Here is a 17,797-nt window from a genome sequence, read left to right as displayed (position 1 = left end):
ACGGGCACACGGGGCTTCCCGATGCCATCACGTGATCAGGCTGTGACCGCTCGTTCGACCAACGACTGCGCGAGTCGGGGGAGTTCCCCCCGGTCGGCGGCGGCGCCGCTGAGCCAGTGGACGCGGGGATCACGGCGGAACCAGGAGTCCTGGCGGCGGGCGAAGCGCTTGGTGGCGCGGACGGTCTCGGCGCGGGCCTCGTCCTCGGTGCACTCCCCCGCGAGGGCGGCGAGCACCTGCTGGTAGCCGAGGGCGCGGGAGGCGGTGATGCCCTCGCGCAGGCCCTGGGCCTCCAGCGCGCGGACCTCGTCGACGAGCCCGTCCTCCCACATGCGGTCCACGCGCGTGGCGATCCGCTCGTCGAGTTCGGGGCGGGCCACGTCCACGCCGATCTGGACGGTCTCGTAGACGGATTCGTGGCCGGGCAGGTTGGCGGTGAAGGGCTTGCCGGTGATCTCGATGACCTCCAGGGCCCGGACGATGCGGCGGCCGTTGCTGGGGAGGATCGCGGCGGCCGCGGCCGGGTCGGCGGCGGCGAGGCGGGCGTGCAGGGCTCCGGGGCCGCGCAGGGTGGCCTCCTCCTCCAGCCGGGCCCGGACCTCGGGGTCGGTGCCGGGGAACTCCATGGCGTCGAGCGCGCCGCGCACGTAGAGGCCGGATCCGCCGACGAGGACGGGGGTGCGGCCCTGGGCGAGCAGTTTGTCGATCTCGGCGCGGGCGAGGCGCTGGTACTCGGCGACGCTCGCGGTCTCGGTGACGTCCCAGATGTCGAGGAGGTGGTGCGGGACTCCACCGCGCTCGGCGGGCGTCAGCTTGGCGGTGCCGATGTCCATCCCCCGGTAGAGCTGCATGGAGTCGGCGTTGACGACCTCGCCGTCGAAGTGGCGGGCCAGGGCGACGCCCAGGTCGGACTTTCCTGCCGCGGTGGGACCGACGACGGCGATGACGCGCGGGGCGGGGGCTGCATTGCTCACCGACACAGTCTCGCAAACCCGGCGGCATGTACCCGATCGGGTGAGGTGACGGGGTGTGGGCGGGGTCGTTGCCCTGAAGAGGTTCCGGCCCGGCGTGCGCCTGGCGCGCATCTGGTGGAGGCCGTTCCGGCCAGGGCGGAACTTCACCCGCACGAGTAACGTTATGGGAGTAGACATGGGCGTTTTTGACCGGATTTTTCGTCGCAAGGACGAGGTAGCGGCCGAACAGGCCGCCGCCGAGGCCGGAGCGGCGGAGGCGCTGGAAGCGGAAGCCGAACCGGCCGAGCGGGCCGAGGAGGCTGAGGCAGCCGGGACTGCGGCGGCCGGGACTGCGGCGGCCGAGGCCGTGGAGATCCCCAAGCAGCAGTCGGCGGAGGCGGCAGCGGACAGCGAGGCCGGTGAGGGCGCCCGCACGTAGTCACGCCACTGGAAGGTGCCCCATGGGGTTCATGGACAATCTGAAGGCCAAGCTCGCCCCGGCGAAGGACAAGGTCGGCGACCTCGCGCAGCAGCACGAGGGCAGGATCGGCGAGGGCCTGGACAAGGTCGCCAAGGTCGTGGACTCCAAGACCCATGGCAAGTACAGCGCCCGGATCACGACCGGCGCGGACAAGGCGAAGGACGCCCTGGGCAAGATCGCGCACAAGGACAACCCCGGCGGGCCGACGCCGCCGGCCGCCTCCTGACGCGGTACCGCGGAGGGCGCGGGACCGGCCGGTCCCGCGCCCCTTCCCCGTGCGTGCGTACGCGTACGGGTGCGCGCGGCGGCCCCGGCGGCCGCGGCCGCTACGACCAGGCGGCCACGAAGTAGCCCACGCCGTACGGGGCGTCCTCGTACAGCAGCCGGCCGTCCAGGCCCGCGCCCTCGGCGGCCCCGGCGAGGACCTGCCACGGGGCCCGGCCGGCGGCCTGGAGTTCGGCCGCGAGCCCGGCGTCGATCGCGGCGAGGGCGGCCGTGTCGGCGGTGCCGAGCGCCCGGGCGGCGGCCGCGTCGAAGCCCGCGGCGCGCTCGTCCAGGTAGCCGGGAGCCTTCAGGGTGCGGCAGGCGCTGCCGTCGCCCAGCACCAGCATGGCCACACGTTCGGCGGAACGGCCCAGGTCCGCGCCGAGGAGGCCGCAGCCGCCGGGCGGGAGGTCCGCGGCGACGGCCACGCCGGCGACCGGGGCGGCCGCCCAGCGGGCCTGCCCGAGCAGCCAGCCGCCGACCGCGAGGGAGACCGGGAGGGTGCTCCCGGTGGCCTGGCCGCTCGGCGGCTCGCCGAGGTCCGGGCCCAGGGTCACGGTCAGGTCCACGCCGAAGCCGGCGAAGCCGCCGGGGGTGCCCTGGTCGTACCCACCGCCCTCGGCGGCCGCGCCGACCACGACCAGCAGGTCGGGCCGGGCGGCGGCGAGCACGGCCAGCGCGTCGGAGCAGGCGGTGCGGGCGTCGTCGAGTTCGGCGGCGGCGCCCGCGGCGACCTCCGGCACGAGGAGCGGCGGGGCGGGGCAGACGGCGGCGGCTACGAGCATGATCCGCAGCCTAGCCGCCTCCGGCGGCGCGTGGTCAGTCGATCGCGCAGCCCGAGGCGGCCACCGGCAGCGGGGCCGGGACGCCGATGGACGGGATGCCGAGCATGACGCCCGCCGGCTGGGCCGGGGCGGCGTTGCGCTTCTCCCAGGCGTCACCGGCCCGGGTGCGGCGCACGGCCTGCGTCGGGCCCTCGGCGAGCAGGTGGTGCGGGGCGGCGTAGGTGATCTCCACGGTCACCACGTCGCCGGGGCGCACGTCCTCGTCGGGCTTGGTGAAGTGCACCAGGCGGTTGTCCGGGGCGCGGCCGGACAGGCGGGCGGTGGCGCCGTCCTTGCGGCCCTCGCCCTCGGCGACCATGACCTCGAGGGTGCGGCCGACCTGCTTCTTGTTCTCCTCCCAGGAGATCTCCTCCTGGAGTGCGACCAGGCGCATGTAGCGGTCCTGGACGACCTCCTTGGGGATCTGGCCCTCCATGTCGGCGGCGGGGGTGCCGGGGCGCTTGGAGTACTGGAAGGTGAAGGCGTTGGCGAAGCGGGCCTCGCGCACCACGTGCATCGTCTGCTGGAAGTCCTCCTCGGTCTCGCCGGGGAAGCCCACGATGATGTCGGTGGAGATCGCGGCGTGCGGGATCGCGGCGCGGACCTTCTCGATGATCCCGAGGAAACGCTCCTGCCGGTACGACCGGCGCATGGCCTTGAGGATCGGGTCCGAGCCGGACTGCAGCGGCATGTGCAGCTGCGGCATCACGTTCGGCGTCTCGGCCATGGCGGCGATGACGTCGTCGGTGAAGTCGCGCGGGTGCGGGGAGGTGAAGCGGACGCGCTCCAGGCCCTCGATCTGTCCGCAGGCGCGCAGCAGCTTGCTGAAGGCCTCGCGGTCGCCCAGGTCGGAGCCGTAGGCGTTGACGTTCTGGCCGAGCAGGGTGATCTCGGAGACGCCCTCGGCGACCAGGGCCTCCACCTCGGCGAGGATGTCGCCGGGCCGGCGGTCCTCTTCCTTGCCGCGCAGCGCCGGGACGATGCAGAAGGTGCAGGTGTTGTTGCAGCCGACGGAGATCGACACCCAGGCGGCGTACGCGGACTCCCGGCGGGTCGGGAGGGTGGAGGGGAAGGCCTCCAGCGACTCGGCGATCTCGATCTGGGCCTCTTCCTGGACGCGGGCGCGCTCCAGGAGGACGGGCAGCTTGCCGATGTTGTGCGTGCCGAACACGACGTCGACCCAGGGGGCCTTCTTGACGATGGTGTCGCGGTCCTTCTGGGCGAGGCAGCCGCCGACGGCGATCTGCATGCCGGGGCGCTTCGTCTTCATCGGGGCGAGCCGGCCGAGGTTGCCGTACAGCTTGTTGTCGGCGTTCTCGCGGACGGCGCAGGTGTTGAAGACGACGACGTCGGCGTCGCCGTCCGAGCCCTCGGGGGCCCGGACGTAGCCGGCGTCCTCCAGCAGACCGGAGAGCCGCTCGGAGTCGTGCACGTTCATCTGGCACCCGTAGGTGCGCACCTCGTAAGTTCCCTTGGGGTCCACCACTGCCGTGCTCCGGTCGCTGCTGCTGGTCATGCAACAAGGGTAGGCGGTACCGGAGTGCCCTCCGGTCCCCCGTGCAGCCTGCCCGCCGGAAGGCGGCGGCCGAAGAGGACGAGCAGCAGGTCCTGGGCCGGTCCGTGGACCGGGGTGCCGCTGCCCCGGGACCAGTCGAGGTCGTCTGCGACGAGCCGGACGCCGGTCAGGTCGGCTCCGAAGAAGCGCAGGCCGCGCGGGGTGACGGCGTCGAGCAGGGGACGCAGCCGGTCCTCGGGGACGCGGCGCGGGTGGCCGAGGGCGGTGGTGATGTCGAGGCCGTGGACGACGTCGTGGGCGAGTCCGGAGGTGGGGCCGCCGGCCGGGGGCTTCCAGGGGTGGCGGGCGTGCTCGCGCAGCAGGGCGGCGAGCTCGCGCGGGGTGTGGGCGGCGGCGTCACGGCGGGCGGTCCGGTCGGTCATCCGGTGCAGGCTGCCGCGGGACCTGAGCAGTTCGGCGGCGAAGCCGAGCACCGAGGTGCGGAACCCGAGGGACATGTGGGCGGCGACCTCGCGGACGCTCCAGCCGGCGCAGAGGGAGGCGGCGTCCCACTGGGCGGGGGTGAGGGCGTCGAGTACGTCGGCCAGTTCGCGGCGCTCGGCGGCGGTGGCCCTGGCGATTTCGGCTCGGCTCATGGGTCCAGGGTGGGCGGGGGACGGTCCATAAGTCCAAGAGCGGTTCCTTCTCCGATCTAGAATCAGCGGTTATGGAGCTGGCTCAGTTGCGGTACCTGGTGGCGGTGGTGGACGAGGGCGGCTTCACCCGGGCCGCCGAGCGGCTGCACGTCTCCCAGCCCGGGGTGAGCGCCCAGGTCGGGCGGCTGGAGCGGGAGCTGGGGCAGCGGCTGCTGGACCGTTCGGGGCGGCGGGTCGTGCCGACGGAGGCGGGCGGTGCGGTGCTCGCGTACGCGCGGGCCGCGCTGGCGGCGGTGGAGGGGATCCGGCGGACGGCCGACGAGTACTCCGGGCTGCTGCGGGGCCGGGTCGCGCTGGGGCTGGTCCCGGGGGCGGCGTCGGCGCCGGTGGGGGCGTTCGACGTGGTGGGCCTGCTCGGGGACTTCCACGACGCGCACCCCGGGGTGGAGATCTCGCTGACCGAGGACACCTCGGAGCGGATGCTGGCGGCGCTGCGGCTGGGGGAACTGGACCTGGCGGTCGTCGGGCTCGCCGGGGAGCCCCCGCAGGGGATCACCGCGCGGCTGCTCCTCGACGAGCCCCTGGTCGCGGTGGTCCGGGCCGACGACGCCCTGGTACGGGCCGCCGCGGACGGCCGGATCCCGCTGGCGGAGCTGCGCGGCCGGGCCCTGATCGCCCTGCCGCGCGGGACGGGGCTGCGCGGGGTCCTGGAGCGGGCCTGCGCGGAGGCCGGTTTCGCTCCCCGGGTGGACTGCGAGGCGGCCGCGCCCGCCGTGCTGGCCCGGCTGGCGGCGCGGGGGCTGGGGGTGGCGGTGGTCCCGGCCGGCGCGGAGTCGGCGGCCGGGCCGGGGGTGCGGGCGCTGCGGATCACCGGCCCGGAGCTGAGCGGCCGGGTCGCGCTGGCCTGGCGCGCGGACGGCCCGCCCGGCCCCGCCGCACGCCGCTTGCTGGCCCGTCTCCGGGGCGCCCTGCCGGGGCCTGCCGGGGGCGCGGGGCCGGGGGCGGGCCCGGCCGTCCCGGTCGGGCCGTGACAGGACGCGGGGGTGGGTGGGAGGATCCCGGCATGCCCCTCGTACCTCCCCGTTTCAGCCGGCGCCGCCTCCTCCTGGGCCTGGCCGCCGTGCTGGTCGTGCTCGGGGGGCTGCTGTGGTGGCCGAAGCCCTTCTGGGAGCCGGAGCCCGACGGCGAGCTGACCTTCAGCACGGGGGTGCGTACCGGTGTCTACCACCGCTACGGGCAGCTCCTGGAGGGGGCCCTCGCTCAGGACATGCCCGGGGTGAAGGTCCGGCTGGAGCCCAGCGAGGGCTCGCAGCAGAACCTCCAGCGGGTGGCGGCCGGGGAGGCGGACTTCACGGTGGCGACGGCCGACGCGGTCGCCAAGTACCGGGCCGACGGGAAGCAGGGCGCCGACCGGCTGCGGGGCTGCGCACGCCTCTACGACGACTACGTCCAGCTGGTGGTGCCGGCGAACTCGCCGGTGCAGTCGGCCCGTGACCTGCGGGGCAGGCGGGTGGCGGTCGGCCAGGACGGCTCGGGGGTCCGGCTGGTGTCGGAGCGGCTGCTGACGGCGGCCAAGCTGAACCCGCACAAGGACATCACCGCCGTCGGGATCGGCATCGACACGATGCCCGCCGAGCTGGAGGCGGGGCGGATCGACGCCTTCTTCTGGTCCGGCGGCCTCCCGACGAGCGCGGTGCGCGAGCTGTCGGAGCGCTTCGACATCCGGCTGGTGCAGCTGGGCGACCTGGTCGAGCAGCTCCAGGCCAGCGGCAGCCCGGCCCGGTACTACCGGGCGGCCGTGATGCCGCAGGACGCGTACGCGCGGGCCCGCAACACCTCGGCGGTGGCCACGGTCGCCGTGCCGAACCTGCTGGTGACCCGGGAGGACACCGGTGCGGAGCTGACCGAGCAGTTCACCCGGACGGTGATCCTCAGCCGGGACCGGATCGGGCACGAGGTGCACGCCGCGCAGCTCGTGGACCTGCGGACGGCGATCTACACGGACCCGCTGGACCTGCACGAGGGCGCCCGGCGGTACTACCGGTCGGTCAAGCCGTAGCGGGACCGGCTCCGGCGGGCAGCAGCGTCATCGCGGCGGCGGCCGCGCCGATCAGTCCGGCGTGGGTGCCGAGGGCGGCCGGGACGACCTGGAGGTCCTCGACGAAGGACAGGGCCGCGTACGAGGCCAGGTGCCGCCGGATCGGGACGAAGAGGGTGTCCCCGCTGGCGGCGACCCCGCCGCCGATGACGGCGATGTCGATCTCGACGAGGGTGGCGGTGGCCGCGATGGCCGCGGCCAGGGCGCGTCCGGCGCGGTCGAAGGCGGCCAGCGCCACCGGATCGCCGGCCGCGGCGGAAGCGGCGACGCCCGCCGCGGTGGGGTCGGGGCCGGTCCAGCCCTGGGCGAGGGCCCAGCGGGCGATGGCGGTCCCGGAGGCGAGGGACTCGACGCAGCCGTGGCCTCCGCAGACGCAGCGCTCGCCGTCGAACGCGACGCTGATGTGGCCGATGTGACCGGCGTTGCCGGTGGGGCCGGGGTGGAGCTGGTTGTTCAGGACCAGGCCGCCCCCGACCCCGGTGGAGACCACCATGCACAGGGCGTCGGCGTGCCCCCGGGCGGCGCCCAGCCAGTGCTCGGCGGCCGTCATGGCCACGCCGTCCCCGGCCAGCACGGTCGGGATCCGGGCCCCCCGCGCCGCCAGCTCGGCGGCGATCCGCTCCTGGACGGGAAAGTCCCGCCAGGCCCCGATGTTGACGGGGCTCACGGTGCCCCGCGAGGTGTCCACCGGGCCCGCGCTGCCGACGCCGCAGCGGACGGCCTGCGTCCACAGGGGGGCCTGCGCCAGTTCGGCGACGACCTCGGCGACCGCCGCCATGACCCCCTCGGCGTCGGTCCCGCGCGGGGTCGGACGCCGGGTGACCGCCGCCATCGCGCCGTCGGGGAGGACCAGCGCCCCGGCGATCTTCGTGCCGCCGATGTCGATCGCCACGGTCGGACCGGCGGCGGCCGCGGCGGCGGCGCGCGGCGTCGGGAAGGACGAGGTGGGGGTGGTCACGTGGCGCTCCTGCGAAGGGGTCGGATTTCAGTATGCGGCCGGCGGCGCGGCCGTACTCTCGCGGGGTTCCAGCCGGGGCAGCTCGCTCTCCAGGGCCCGGGGCGGTGCTCCGTCGAGGAGGGCGAGGAGTTCCCCGGCCGCGAGCCGGCCGAATCCCGCGGTGTCGCGGACGAGGGCGGTCAGCCGGGGGTGGGTGACACGGCACAGGGCGGAGTCGTCCCAGGCGACGACGGAGAGCCGGTCCGGAACGGGGATGCCCAGCCCGGCGGCGACCGCGCTGCCGGCCACCGCCACGACGTCGTTGTCGTAGACGAGGGCGGTCGGCGGCTCCGGCCCGGCGAGCACCCGGCGGGTGGCGGCGGCGCCCTCGGTGTCGGAGTAGTCGGTGGTCACCGAGCGCACCTGGCCGTCGGGCGATCCCGCCAGCCTCGCCATCACGGCAACAGCCGCGAAAATCACGCCATTCATCCGCCGGACCGCTTGAACCGGGGACCCGTGACCATCCGGCCGCGCGGCGGCAAAGGCGCTGTTGACTCCGTCCCGGGCGACCCGGCAGGTTGTGGGCGTCCGGCGCGTTCCCCGAGACTCCGGGACACTCCATGCACCGCACCCCGCGCTTCGGCGTCAACTACACCCCTGCCCGCGGCTGGTTCCACCACTGGCTGGACTTCGACCTCTCCGAGGTCGCGGCGGACCTCGACTCGATCGCCGCGCTCGGCCTGGACCACGTACGCGTCTTCCCGCTGTGGCCGCTCTTCCAGCCCAACCGGGCCCTGATCCGGCCCCGCGCCGTCGAGCAGCTGGTCGCCCTCGCCGACGCGGCCGCCGCACGCGGGCTCGACGTCGCCGTGGACGGCCTCCAGGGGCACCTGTCGAGCTTCGACTTCCTGCCCGCCTGGACCCGGACCTGGCACCGCCGCAACCTCTTCACCGACCCGGAGGTGGCCGCCGGCCAGGAGGAGTACCTGCGCACCCTCGCCTCGGCGCTCGCCGACCGGCCGAACTTCCTGGGCATGACGGTGGGCAACGAGATCAACCAGTTCTCCGGCCCGCCGCACCCGGACCCCGACCGCGTCACGCCGGAGCAGGCGGAACGCTGGCTGGAGCGCATGCTCGCCGCCTGCGAGCGGGGCGCGCCGGGGCGGCTGCACGTGCACGCCGAGTACGACGCGGCCTGGTACCAGGACGGGCACCCCTTCACCCCCGCCCAGGCGGCCCGGCTGGGCGGGGCCACCACCGTGCACTCGTGGGTGTTCAACGGCACCGCGCAGCGCCACGGCCCCGCCGGGACGGCGACCGAGCACCACGCCGCCTATCTGATCGAGCTGTCCAAGGCGTGGGCCCTGGACCCGCTGCGCCCGGTCTGGCTCCAGGAGGTCGGGGCGCCCGCGCCACTGGTCCCGCCGGAGCACGCCGCACGGTTCACGGAGGCCACGCTGGCGGCCGCGCTGGACTGCCCCGGACTGTGGGGGGTGACCTGGTGGTGCTCGCACGACGTGTCCCGGGAGCTGGCGGACTTCCCCGAGCTGGAGTACGGACTCGGCCTGCTGACCAACGACCGCCGGACCAAGCCCGCCGGGGCCGCCGTCGCCCGGACCGCCGCGGCCTGGCGGGGCCGCGAGCACCGCCCGCCCGTACGCGACACCGCGCTCGTCCTGGACGAGACCCCGGGCCGCGCGGCCTGCGCCCCGGGCGGCGCCTTCTTCGAAGCCTGGGCCGCGCTGACGGTCCGGGGCGCCCGCCCGGCGGTGGTCCTGGCCGACCGCGCCGACGACGCGGCCCATCTGCGGTCCCGGGGCATCACACAGGTGCTCCGCATCAAGGAAGTGGGGTGACGGCCGCCCCGCCCGAGCCGCCCCGCCCCGCCCCCGCCCGAGCCCCCGCCCGAGCCCGAGCCGCACCGTGAGGAGCCCCCGATGCCCGGTCCCGCCCCCGGTCCCGAACCCGGCCCCGCCCCCTTACCCCCGACCAGACGCACCGTCCTGGCGGCCGGAGCCGCCGGGGCCGCGGCCAGTACGGCCGCCGTCTTCCGCGGCCCGGCCGCCCCGGCGGCGGCAGCCGCTCCACCTGCCACGCCGCCGCCCGCCGGGAGCCTGGCCCCGTACGCCTCCTACTGGTTCCCGGACTCCCTCCCGCACGGCACCCCCTCCCCCGGCGTCGTCTGGCGCTCGCTCAGCGCCTGGACCCCGGAGTCGGACCCGGACCTGCCCCACAACACCGCCACCGTGCCGCTCGCCCCGCGCTTCACCCCGGTCCCCGCGCACCGTGGCGCCCGCGCCGGCCAGGCGCGGATCTCGGCGCTCGTCTCGTTCGGGCCGACCTCCGGCAACCCCTCCCAGGGGTCGGCGACCTCCGACTACTACGCCCTGACGCACTGGGCGTACCTCGACGAGCTGGTCTTCTGGGGCGGCTCCGCCGGCGAGGGCATCGTGCTGGCGCCGAACGCGCCCGTCGTCGACGCCGCCCACCGCAACGGCGTCCGGGTGCTGGGCAACGTGTTCCTGCCGCCCGTCCCGTACGGCGGCGACCTCCAGTGGACGCGGGACCTGGTGCGGCGGGAGGCCGACGGCCGGTTCCCGATCGCGGAGCAGCTGGTGCGGGTGGCGCTGGCGTACGGCTTCGACGGCTGGTTCGTCAACGCCGAGACCGACGGCGGGGACGGCGCCCTCGCCACCCGGATGCGGGAATTCCTGCGCGCGCTGCGGACGGCGGGCGCACCGCACGGGCTGCGCATCACCTGGTACGACGCGATGAACAGCACCGGCAGGGTCGGCTGGCAGGGCGCCCTCAACGCCCTCAACCAGGAGTTCTTCGAGGACCGTTCGGGCCGTGTCGCGGACACCGTGTTCGTGGACTTCCGCTGGACGGCGCGCACCCTCGCCGACTCCGGGGCGCTCGCGGGACGGCTCGGCCGCAGCCGCCACGAGCTGTGGGCGGCGGTGGACGTGGAGTCCAGGGGCTGGGACTCCCCCGTCCTGTGGGACGCGATCGTCCCGCGCGACCGCGACCACGTGGTCAGCCTGGGCTTCTACCGGCCGGAGTGGACCCGCAACCACCTCGCGGACCGCTCCCCCGGCGCCTTCCACCGCGCCGACGACCGGTTCTGGACGGGTGACTCCCCGGAGTCCCCGGCCTCTCCGGAGTCCCCGGACCCCGGCTGGCGCCCCCCGGCCGGGTTCGTCGCGGACCGGTCCACCGTCACCGGGCTGCCCTTCGGCTGTTCCTTCAACACCGGTCACGGGCTGCGCTGGTACGAGGGCGGCGCGGTCACCTCCGAGGAGCCCTGGAACCACCTCGCGCTCCAGGACCGGCTGCCGGGACGCCGCTGGGCGGTGGACACCGCCGGGGCGCGCCCGTCGGTGTCCCTGGACTTCGAGGACGCCTGGCGCGGGGGCTCCAGCCTGCTGGTGGCGGGCCCGCTCACCGCGCCCGCCGCCGTGGGCCTGCACGCCACGCGGCTCCCGCTGACGGGCCGGACCGTCGCGGAGCTGGTGCACACGAGCGGAGCGGGGCCGGTGGCGGTCGAGCTCGGGGTCGCCGTCCGCGAGCCGTCGGCTCCGGGGGCGCCGGTGCCGTACACCTGGCTGGCGGCGGGGACGGCGACGGCGGGCGCCGGACGGGGCTGGCGGACCTCCCGCGTCTCCCTCGCGCGGCTGGCCGGGAGGACCGCGTACGCCCTGGCCGTACGGATCACCGCACCCGGGAAGGAGCCGGTGTCCTGGCGGCTCGGGGCCCTGACGGTACGCGACACCACCGCGCGGCGGCCCCCGGCCCCGCCCGCCCACCTCAGGGTGGCGGCCTGTGCCCGGCAGGGCGACGGCCGTGCCGAGCTCCGCCTGCGCTGGGACCGGCCGGCCGGTCCGGTCCGGCACTACGAGCTGCACCGCCTGCTCCCCGACGGCACCCGCCGCTTCCTGGCCGGCAGCTGCGCGGCCGCCCTGTACCTGCCGTCCGTCATCCGGGCCGGTGCGGAGCGCGCGGCCGTCTTCGAGCTGCGGGCGGTGGACGAGACGTACGCCGTCTCGGCCCCGGCCCGTACCGAGCTGCCGTGGCGCTGATCTCCCAGGCCTAGGCCCCGTGGGGGTCGGTGCGGGGTACGGCGACCGTGACGCGCAGCCCGTGCGGCGGGTTCGTCTCGTAGGAGATGGATCCGCCGCCGGAGGCGAGCAGCGCGCGGGAGATGGACAGGCCGAGTCCGGAGCCCTTCACGTTCTGGTGGCGGCCGCTGCGCCAGAAGCGGTCGCCGACGCGCAGCAGTTCCTCCTCGGTCAGACCGGGTCCCCGGTCGGCGACGACGACGAGCGCGCTGCGGCCCTCGGCGGTGACCGAGACCTCGACCTCCTCGCCGGCGGGCGTGAACTTGAGGGCGTTGTCGATGACGGCGTCGAGCGCGCTGGACAGCGCGATGGGGTCGGCCCAGCCGGTGACGGCGGAGCGGCCGGCCTCGACGAGCCGTACGCCCTTCTCGTCGGCGTAGGGCCGCCAGGCCGCCACCCGCTCCGCGGCGAGCTCGGCGATGTCGGTGAGGCTGATCTCGGCGGAGGCGTGCTCGGCCAGCGCCAGGTCCAGGAGGTCGTCGAGGACCTGGGCGAGGCGTTTGCCCTCGGTGCGCACGGAGGCGATCTCCTCGTTGCCCTCGGGGAGTTCGAGGGCGAGGAGCTCGATGCGCAGGAGCAGCGCGGCGAGCGGGTTGCGCAGCTGGTGGGAGGCGTCGGCGACGAACGCCCGCTGCTGCTCCAGTACCTCTTCGACGTTGTCGGCCATCTCGTTGAACGAGCGGGCCAGGCGCCTGAGTTCCGGGGGGCCGCCGGCGGCGGCGACGCGGGAGTTCATCCGTCCGGTGGCGATGCCGTGGGCGGCGGCGTCCAGGGTCTGTACGGGCTTGAGCACCCAGCTGGTCAGGCGCAGGGCGGCGGCGAAGGCGACGAGCATGGCGGCGGCGAGTCCGGCGGCGATGATCAGCCAGCCGCGCAGGGTCCGGGCGCGCATCTGGTCGGTGGGTGATTCGGTGGCGACGACGGCGACGACGTCGCCGTCGAGGACGACCGGGGAGATGACGAGGAGCTTCCCGTGGGTCTGCCAGGGCCAGACCTGGCCGGGGTCGTGGCTGCGCCGGCCGGCCAGGGCCTCGTCGAAGGCGCGGCGGGCCTCGCCGGACTCGGGGAGCTGCCACCAGCCGGGCGCGCGGACCATGGCGTTGTCGTCGCGGTAGAAGATGCCGACGCGGATGCCGTACAGCTCCTGGTAGCGGGCGAGTTCGAGCTGGAGGGTCTCGCGGCGCTCGTCGGCGCCGGTGGCTCCGGAGCCTTCGGCGTCGATGACGAACTGGGCGAGGGCGGCGAAGCGGGCGCTGTCGTCGATGCGGTCGACCACCACCCGTTGCTGCTGGGCGGCGGCCAGGCTGACGGCGAGCGGCAGACCGAGCGCGATCAGGACGCCCGCCATCAGGATGACCAGGAGCGGGAGCAGCCGGGTGCGCACCGCGGGGTCCCGCTAGGGGGCGGCCGGGGTGACGAGCCGGTAGCCCACCCCGCGGACGGTCTCGATGAGCGCGGGCATGCCCAGCTTGGAGCGCAGCGAGGCGACGTGGACCTCCAGGGTCCGGCCGGTGCCCTCCCAGCTGGTGCGCCACACCTCGCTGATGATCTGCTCGCGGCGGAAGACCACGCCGGGCCGCTGCGCGAGCAGGGCCAGCAGGTCGAACTCCTTGCGGGTGAGGGGTACGTCGGTGCCGTTCACGGTGACGCGGCGGGTGGGCAGCTCGACGGCGACGGGGCCGAGCCGGACCGTGCCGGGGGCGCTCGCGGGGGTGGCGGCGGCCTCGTCGGAGGTGCCCGTGCGCCGGGCGACGGCGTGGATGCGGGCGAGGAGTTCGCCGGTGTCGTACGGCTTGACCACGTAGTCGTCGGCGCCCATGTTCAGGCCGTGGATGCGCGAGCGGACGTCGCCGCGGGCGGTCACCATGATGACCGGCGTGGAGGTGCGCTTGCGGATCTTGCCGCAGACCTCGTAGCCGTCCTGGTCGGGCAGGCCCAGGTCCAGGAGGACCACTCCGAAGGGCTTGGCGCCGGCCGGCAGCAGCGCCTGGAGGGCCTCCTCGCCGTTGCGGGCGTGGGTCACCTGGAAGCCGTGGCGGGCGAGGATCGCCGACAGCGCGGCGGCGACGTGATCGTCGTCCTCGACGAGCAGCAGCCTCATGGCGTCCCCCTCCCCTCTTCCTCTGCTTCAGCTTCCGTACACATGGTCACCATGCATCCACGCCCATGGAAGGTCCCACGTCAAGAGGGTTCCGGTCCGGCGAGTCTTCCGTTATGCACCCGGTACGAGTACATCGCGCCCTTCGTGGGTACCGCGCACGGAGCGTATCGGTGCGAGGCCGTTTCGTTATGCTCAATTCTCGCTCAGATGTGATGACGGTGTGCGTGCCTCGTCACTACTGTCCTCCCAACCGACGGAGGACGGAGCAAGAAGCCGATGAGCGGAGTATCAGTGACCAAGGACGTGGAGGGTGCGGCCGGTGCCGCGGACGCCCTGGTCGTACTGAGCAACGTCAACAAGCACTTCGGCGCGCTGCACGTGCTTCAGGACATCGATCTGAGCATTGCCCGCGGTGAGGTCGTCGTCGTGATCGGGCCCTCGGGCTCGGGCAAGTCGACGCTGTGCCGGACCATCAACCGGCTGGAGACGATCGACTCGGGCAGCATCACGCTGGACGGGAAGCCGCTTCCGGCCGAGGGCAGGGAACTGGCCCGGCTGCGCGCCGACGTGGGCATGGTCTTCCAGTCCTTCAACCTGTTCGCACACAAGACCGTGCTGCAGAACGTGATGCTGGGTCAGCTCAAGGTCCGCAAGACGGACCAGGCGACGGCCCTGGAGAAGGCGAAGGCGCTGCTGGACCGGGTGGGTGTCGGCGCACAGGCCGACAAGTACCCGGCGCAGCTGTCCGGTGGCCAGCAGCAGCGCGTGGCGATCGCCCGGGCGCTGGCGATGGACCCGAAGGTGATGCTCTTCGACGAGCCCACCTCGGCCCTGGACCCGGAGATGATCAACGAGGTGCTGGAGGTCATGCAGCAGCTCGCCCGCGAGGGGATGACGATGGTGGTCGTCACGCACGAGATGGGCTTCGCCCGCTCCGCGGCCGACCGGGTCGTCTTCATGGCGGACGGGAAGATCGTCGAACAGGCCGCCCCCGAGCCGTTCTTCAGCGCCCCGAAGAGCGACCGCGCCAAGGACTTCCTCTCGAAGATCCTGCACCACTGACGCTCTCGTCTGGTAGTGATCCGATCGACGGCCCGTGCCGTCGCCCACGACGTGTCCTGCTCGTCGTTCAACAACGTCTCACCCGAGGGAAGTTCACCATGAAGGTTCTCAAGACCGGCGCTGCCGTGGCCACGGCCGTCGTTCTCGCCCTGACGGCGACCGCCTGTGGCGGCGGCAGCAAGGACACGGCGAGCGACGCGGGCGCCTCCGGCGGCACCAAGTCGGACAAGATCGTCATCGGCATCAAGTTCGACCAGCCGGGCATGGGCCTGAAGACCCCGGACGGCAAGTTCGAGGGCTTCGACGTCGACGTGGCGACCTACGTCGCCAAGGAGCTCGGCTACCAGCCGGACCAGATCGAGTGGAAGCAGGCCGTCAGCGCCGAGCGCGAGAACCTGATCTCCAACGGCGACGTGAAGTTCATCGCCGCCACGTACTCGATCAACGACAAGCGCAAGGCCAAGGTCGACTTCGCCGGCCCGTACTTCCTGGCCCACCAGGACCTGCTGGTCCGCGCCGACGACAGCTCGATCACCAAGGTCGAGGACCTCAACAAGAAGAAGCTCTGCTCCGTCACGGGCTCCACCTCGGCGCAGAACATCAAGAAGGACCTGGCCAAGGACGCGGACCTGCAGGAGTTCCCGGGCTACTCCGAGTGCCTCACCGGCCTGGAGAACAAGGCCGTGGACGCGCTGACCACGGACAACTCGATCCTCGCCGGTTACGCCGCGCAGGAGAAGAACAAGGGCAAGTTCAAGCTCGTCGGCCTGAACATGAGCAACGAGAACTACGGCATCGGTCTGAAGAAGGGCGACAAGGACCTCCAGACCAAGATCAACGCCGCGCTCAAGAAGATGGTCTCGGACGGCTCCTGGGAAGCGGCCGTGAAGAAGAACCTCGGCCCGTCCGGCTTCCAGAACGAGCCTGCCCCGCAGATCACCGAAGGCAGCTGATTTTCCCGGTGGGGTGCGCCGCCGCCCGCCCGTCCGCGGGCGGCGGCGTACCCCACCGGCCATCCTGGGGAGAGCGCAGGGCAACGTGTTCGACTTTCTTGATTCCGGGCAGTACGACCTGCTCGGAGCCTTCTGGGTGACGGTTCAGCTCACCCTCTATTCGGCGGTGGGCTCCCTCATATGGGGCACCGTCCTGGCCGGGATGCGGGTCAGCCCCGTCCCGCTGATGCGGGCCTTCGGCACCGCGTACGTCAACCTCGTACGCAACACCCCGCTGACCCTGCTGGTCATCGCGAGCTCGCTGGGCCTCAGCCAGACCCTGGGCCTCAACATGGGCGGGGACACCTTCAAGGAGACCGGCTTCCGGCTGGCCGTCCTCGCGCTGACCGCCTACACCGGCACCTTCGTCTGCGAGGCGCTGCGCTCGGGCATCAACACCGTGCCCGTCGGCCAGGCCGAGGCGGCCCGCGCGCTGGGTCTGAGCTTCTTCCAGGTGCTCACCCTGATCGTGCTCCCCCAGGCCTTCCGGGCGGTCATCGCACCGCTCGCCAACGTACTGATCGCGCTCACCAAGAACACCACGGTGGCCGCGGCCATCGGCGTGGCCGAGGCGGCCCTGCTGATGAAGGAAATGATCGAGAACGAAGCGCAGGCGCTCTTCGCCGTCTTCGGGGTCTTCGCCCTCGGCTTCGTCCTGCTGACCCTCCCCACCGGTCTGCTGCTGGGCTGGGTGGCCAAGCGAGTGGCGGTGAAGCGATGAGCTCCAACTCCGTGCTGTACGACGTCCCCGGCCCCAAGGCCAAGTCCCGCAACTGGATCTACACGGTCGTCTTCGTCGTCCTGCTCGCGCTCGCCGCCTGGTGGGTCCTCTCCGTCATGGGGGAGAAGAACCAGCTCGACGCCGACAAGTGGACCCCCTTCGTCACCGACGGCCGGATCTGGACCACCTTCCTGATCCCCGGCCTGCTGGAGACCCTGAAGGCCGGTGTGATCGCCATGGTGATCGCGCTGCCGCTGGGCGCCCTGCTGGGCATCGGCCGGCTCTCCGACCACGCCTGGGTGCGCGTCCCGGTCGGCGCGGTCGTCGAGTTCTTCCGCGCCATCCCGGTGCTGATGCTGATGATCTTCGGCTCGGCGTTCCTCGTGATGTACGTGCCCGCCGTGTCCTCGGACTTCCGCCCGATGTACGCGGTGGTGATCGGCCTGGTCCTGTACAACGCCGCGGTCATCGCCGAGATCGTCCGGGCGGGCGTGCTCTCGCTGCCGCGCGGCCAGACCGACGCCGCCAAGGCGATCGGCATGCGCAAGGGCCAGACCATGGTCCACGTGCTCATCCCGCAGGCGGTCACGGCCATGCTGCCGGCCCTGGTCAGCCAGCTCGTGGTGATCCTCAAGGACACCGCGCTCGGCGGCTCGGTCCTCGGCGTCAGCGACCTGCTGGCGGCGAACCGGCAGATCTCGGCGAACTACAGCAACACCATCCCCACCCTCGTGGTGATCGCCCTGATCTACATCGCGGTGAACTTCGCCCTCACCTCCTTCGCCTCCTGGATGGAGGGCCGGCTGCGGCAGTCGAAGAAGAGCACCGGCGCGGTGGTCGGCGTCTCCGACGTGAACGACATGGCCACCGGAGCCAACTCGGCGGCCTGACCCCGGACCCAGCCCCGGCGGAGAACCGCCGGAGGGCTGACGTAGGGTCAGTCATATTGCGTAGCCCCTGTGGTGGGGGGGGGTCTCCCCCCCCCCACCCCCCCCCCCCCCCCCCCGGTGGTGCCTGACAAAGGAAACCCCCAGGGGGGGTATATAGTTTTTGGTGAAAAACCAGGAGCCGGGGGACGCAGCCCCGGACCCCTGG

General features: G+C 73.6%; 17 protein-coding genes and 1 pseudogene. 10 read left to right on the top strand and 8 right to left on the bottom strand.

Annotated elements, in window-relative coordinates; translation table 11 throughout:
- Positions 1–35: 35 nt before the first annotated feature.
- Positions 36–974 carry a tRNA (adenosine(37)-N6)-dimethylallyltransferase MiaA gene (gene miaA / locus AC069X_RS06810; RefSeq protein WP_478725877.1) on the bottom strand — a complete coding sequence of 313 codons (939 nt, stop codon included), beginning with the start codon at positions 972–974 and terminating at the stop codon, positions 36–38.
- A 175-nt stretch (positions 975–1,149) separates the two neighbouring features.
- On the opposite strand from miaA, the gene AC069X_RS06805 reads away from it, so the two are divergent.
- A complete protein-coding gene (locus tag AC069X_RS06805; RefSeq protein ID WP_478725875.1) occupies positions 1,150–1,392 on the top strand; it encodes a hypothetical protein in 243 nt (80 codons plus the stop codon).
- Positions 1,393–1,414: 22 nt separating this feature from the next.
- Positions 1,415–1,660 (top strand): antitoxin, encoded by a 246-nt coding sequence (locus tag AC069X_RS06800; RefSeq protein ID WP_478725873.1) that lies wholly within the window; start codon positions 1,415–1,417, stop codon positions 1,658–1,660.
- A 100-nt stretch (positions 1,661–1,760) separates the two neighbouring features.
- Here AC069X_RS06800 and AC069X_RS06795 read toward each other — a convergent pair whose 3' ends face one another.
- The 3 genes from AC069X_RS06795 to AC069X_RS06785 are packed head-to-tail and all read right to left on the bottom strand — an operon-like array spanning position 1,761 to position 4,673.
- A complete protein-coding gene (locus tag AC069X_RS06795) occupies positions 1,761–2,483 on the bottom strand; it encodes a class III extradiol dioxygenase subunit B-like domain-containing protein (protein ID WP_478725871.1) in 723 nt (240 codons plus the stop codon).
- A gap of 34 nt (positions 2,484–2,517) precedes the next feature.
- On the bottom strand, positions 2,518–4,038 hold the full coding sequence (gene miaB, locus AC069X_RS06790) for a tRNA (N6-isopentenyl adenosine(37)-C2)-methylthiotransferase MiaB (protein WP_478725869.1): 1,521 nt from the start codon (positions 4,036–4,038) through the stop codon (positions 2,518–2,520).
- Positions 4,035–4,673, bottom strand: a complete 639-nt coding sequence (locus tag AC069X_RS06785) for a maleylpyruvate isomerase family mycothiol-dependent enzyme (RefSeq protein ID WP_478725867.1) — start codon at positions 4,671–4,673, stop codon at positions 4,035–4,037. The genes miaB and AC069X_RS06785 overlap by 4 nt, the downstream gene beginning before the upstream one ends.
- Before the next feature lie 71 nt (positions 4,674–4,744).
- Between AC069X_RS06785 and AC069X_RS06780 the strand changes: the two genes are divergently transcribed.
- Together AC069X_RS06780 and AC069X_RS06775 are read left to right on the top strand one after the other, a co-directional pair.
- Positions 4,745–5,704, top strand: a complete 960-nt coding sequence (locus AC069X_RS06780) for a LysR family transcriptional regulator (protein WP_478725865.1) — start codon at positions 4,745–4,747, stop codon at positions 5,702–5,704.
- Positions 5,705–5,736: 32 nt separating this feature from the next.
- Positions 5,737–6,732: a TAXI family TRAP transporter solute-binding subunit gene (locus tag AC069X_RS06775; RefSeq protein WP_478725863.1), complete on the top strand. Its 996-nt coding sequence runs from the start codon at positions 5,737–5,739 to the stop codon at positions 6,730–6,732.
- Here the strand turns inward: AC069X_RS06775 and AC069X_RS06770 are convergent.
- Positions 6,722–7,663, bottom strand: a complete 942-nt coding sequence (locus AC069X_RS06770; RefSeq protein ID WP_478726346.1) for an ROK family protein — start codon at positions 7,661–7,663, stop codon at positions 6,722–6,724. The genes AC069X_RS06775 and AC069X_RS06770 overlap by 11 nt on opposite strands.
- Before the next feature lie 93 nt (positions 7,664–7,756).
- Positions 7,757–8,131 (bottom strand): annotated as a pseudogene (locus AC069X_RS06765) (substrate-binding domain-containing protein); the annotation flags it as partial.
- 197 nt (positions 8,132–8,328) lie between these two features.
- Here AC069X_RS06765 and AC069X_RS06760 point away from each other — a divergent pair.
- Both AC069X_RS06760 and AC069X_RS06755 read left to right on the top strand, forming a co-directional pair.
- Positions 8,329–9,564 (top strand): glycoside hydrolase 5 family protein, encoded by a 1,236-nt coding sequence (locus AC069X_RS06760; protein WP_478725861.1) that lies wholly within the window; start codon positions 8,329–8,331, stop codon positions 9,562–9,564.
- An 81-nt stretch (positions 9,565–9,645) separates the two neighbouring features.
- Positions 9,646–11,787: an endo-beta-N-acetylglucosaminidase gene (locus AC069X_RS06755; protein WP_478725859.1), complete on the top strand. Its 2,142-nt coding sequence runs from the start codon at positions 9,646–9,648 to the stop codon at positions 11,785–11,787.
- A gap of 10 nt (positions 11,788–11,797) precedes the next feature.
- Here the strand turns inward: AC069X_RS06755 and AC069X_RS06750 are convergent, their stop codons facing one another.
- Together AC069X_RS06750 and AC069X_RS06745 are read right to left on the bottom strand one after the other, a co-directional pair.
- A complete protein-coding gene (locus tag AC069X_RS06750) occupies positions 11,798–13,210 on the bottom strand; it encodes a sensor histidine kinase (RefSeq protein ID WP_478725858.1) in 1,413 nt (470 codons plus the stop codon).
- A 12-nt stretch (positions 13,211–13,222) separates the two neighbouring features.
- Complete coding sequence (locus AC069X_RS06745) at positions 13,223–13,927, bottom strand: response regulator transcription factor (RefSeq protein WP_478725856.1); 705 nt, start codon at positions 13,925–13,927, stop codon at positions 13,223–13,225.
- A gap of 276 nt (positions 13,928–14,203) precedes the next feature.
- Between AC069X_RS06745 and AC069X_RS06740 the strand changes: the two genes are divergently transcribed.
- The 4 genes from AC069X_RS06740 to AC069X_RS06725 all read left to right on the top strand — a co-directional run bounded on the left by AC069X_RS06740 (position 14,204) and on the right by AC069X_RS06725 (position 17,592).
- Entirely contained in the window at positions 14,204–14,989 is a 786-nt protein-coding gene (locus AC069X_RS06740) for an amino acid ABC transporter ATP-binding protein (protein WP_478725854.1), read from the top strand.
- A 98-nt stretch (positions 14,990–15,087) separates the two neighbouring features.
- Positions 15,088–15,942, top strand: a complete 855-nt coding sequence (locus AC069X_RS06735; protein WP_478725852.1) for a glutamate ABC transporter substrate-binding protein — start codon at positions 15,088–15,090, stop codon at positions 15,940–15,942.
- Between the two features lie 85 nt (positions 15,943–16,027).
- Positions 16,028–16,702 (top strand): amino acid ABC transporter permease, encoded by a 675-nt coding sequence (locus AC069X_RS06730; protein ID WP_478725850.1) that lies wholly within the window; start codon positions 16,028–16,030, stop codon positions 16,700–16,702.
- Positions 16,699–17,592 carry an amino acid ABC transporter permease gene (locus AC069X_RS06725; protein WP_478725848.1) on the top strand — a complete coding sequence of 298 codons (894 nt, stop codon included), beginning with the start codon at positions 16,699–16,701 and terminating at the stop codon, positions 17,590–17,592. Before AC069X_RS06730 ends, AC069X_RS06725 begins: the two co-directional genes overlap by 4 nt.
- Positions 17,593–17,797 lie beyond the last annotated feature (205 nt).

Source organism: Streptomyces sp. NPDC043896, from assembly GCF_056435605.1.
The sequence above is the reverse complement of the archived record's forward strand: the minus strand, read 5'-3'. Positions and strand labels throughout refer to the sequence as shown.

What these genes read in the sequence shown, in the direction of transcription:
- AC069X_RS06785 (WP_478725867.1), bottom strand. Translation starts at nt 4,673, where the DNA reads ATGAGCCGAGCCGAAATCGCCAGGGCCACCGCCGCCGAGCGCCGCGAA.
- AC069X_RS06745 (WP_478725856.1), bottom strand. Translation starts at nt 13,927, where the DNA reads ATGAGGCTGCTGCTCGTCGAGGACGACGATCACGTCGCCGCCGCGCTG.
- AC069X_RS06760 (WP_478725861.1), top strand. Translation starts at nt 8,329, where the DNA reads ATGCACCGCACCCCGCGCTTCGGCGTCAACTACACCCCTGCCCGCGGC.
- AC069X_RS06755 (WP_478725859.1), top strand. Translation starts at nt 9,646, where the DNA reads ATGCCCGGTCCCGCCCCCGGTCCCGAACCCGGCCCCGCCCCCTTACCC.
- miaB (WP_478725869.1), bottom strand. Translation starts at nt 4,038, where the DNA reads ATGACCAGCAGCAGCGACCGGAGCACGGCAGTGGTGGACCCCAAGGGA.
- AC069X_RS06735 (WP_478725852.1), top strand. Translation starts at nt 15,088, where the DNA reads ATGAAGGTTCTCAAGACCGGCGCTGCCGTGGCCACGGCCGTCGTTCTC.
- AC069X_RS06795 (WP_478725871.1), bottom strand. Translation starts at nt 2,483, where the DNA reads ATGCTCGTAGCCGCCGCCGTCTGCCCCGCCCCGCCGCTCCTCGTGCCG.
- AC069X_RS06740 (WP_478725854.1), top strand. Translation starts at nt 14,204, where the DNA reads ATGAGCGGAGTATCAGTGACCAAGGACGTGGAGGGTGCGGCCGGTGCC.
- AC069X_RS06800 (WP_478725873.1), top strand. Translation starts at nt 1,415, where the DNA reads ATGGGGTTCATGGACAATCTGAAGGCCAAGCTCGCCCCGGCGAAGGAC.
- AC069X_RS06805 (WP_478725875.1), top strand. Translation starts at nt 1,150, where the DNA reads ATGGGCGTTTTTGACCGGATTTTTCGTCGCAAGGACGAGGTAGCGGCC.
- AC069X_RS06775 (WP_478725863.1), top strand. Translation starts at nt 5,737, where the DNA reads ATGCCCCTCGTACCTCCCCGTTTCAGCCGGCGCCGCCTCCTCCTGGGC.
- AC069X_RS06725 (WP_478725848.1), top strand. Translation starts at nt 16,699, where the DNA reads ATGAGCTCCAACTCCGTGCTGTACGACGTCCCCGGCCCCAAGGCCAAG.
- AC069X_RS06780 (WP_478725865.1), top strand. Translation starts at nt 4,745, where the DNA reads ATGGAGCTGGCTCAGTTGCGGTACCTGGTGGCGGTGGTGGACGAGGGC.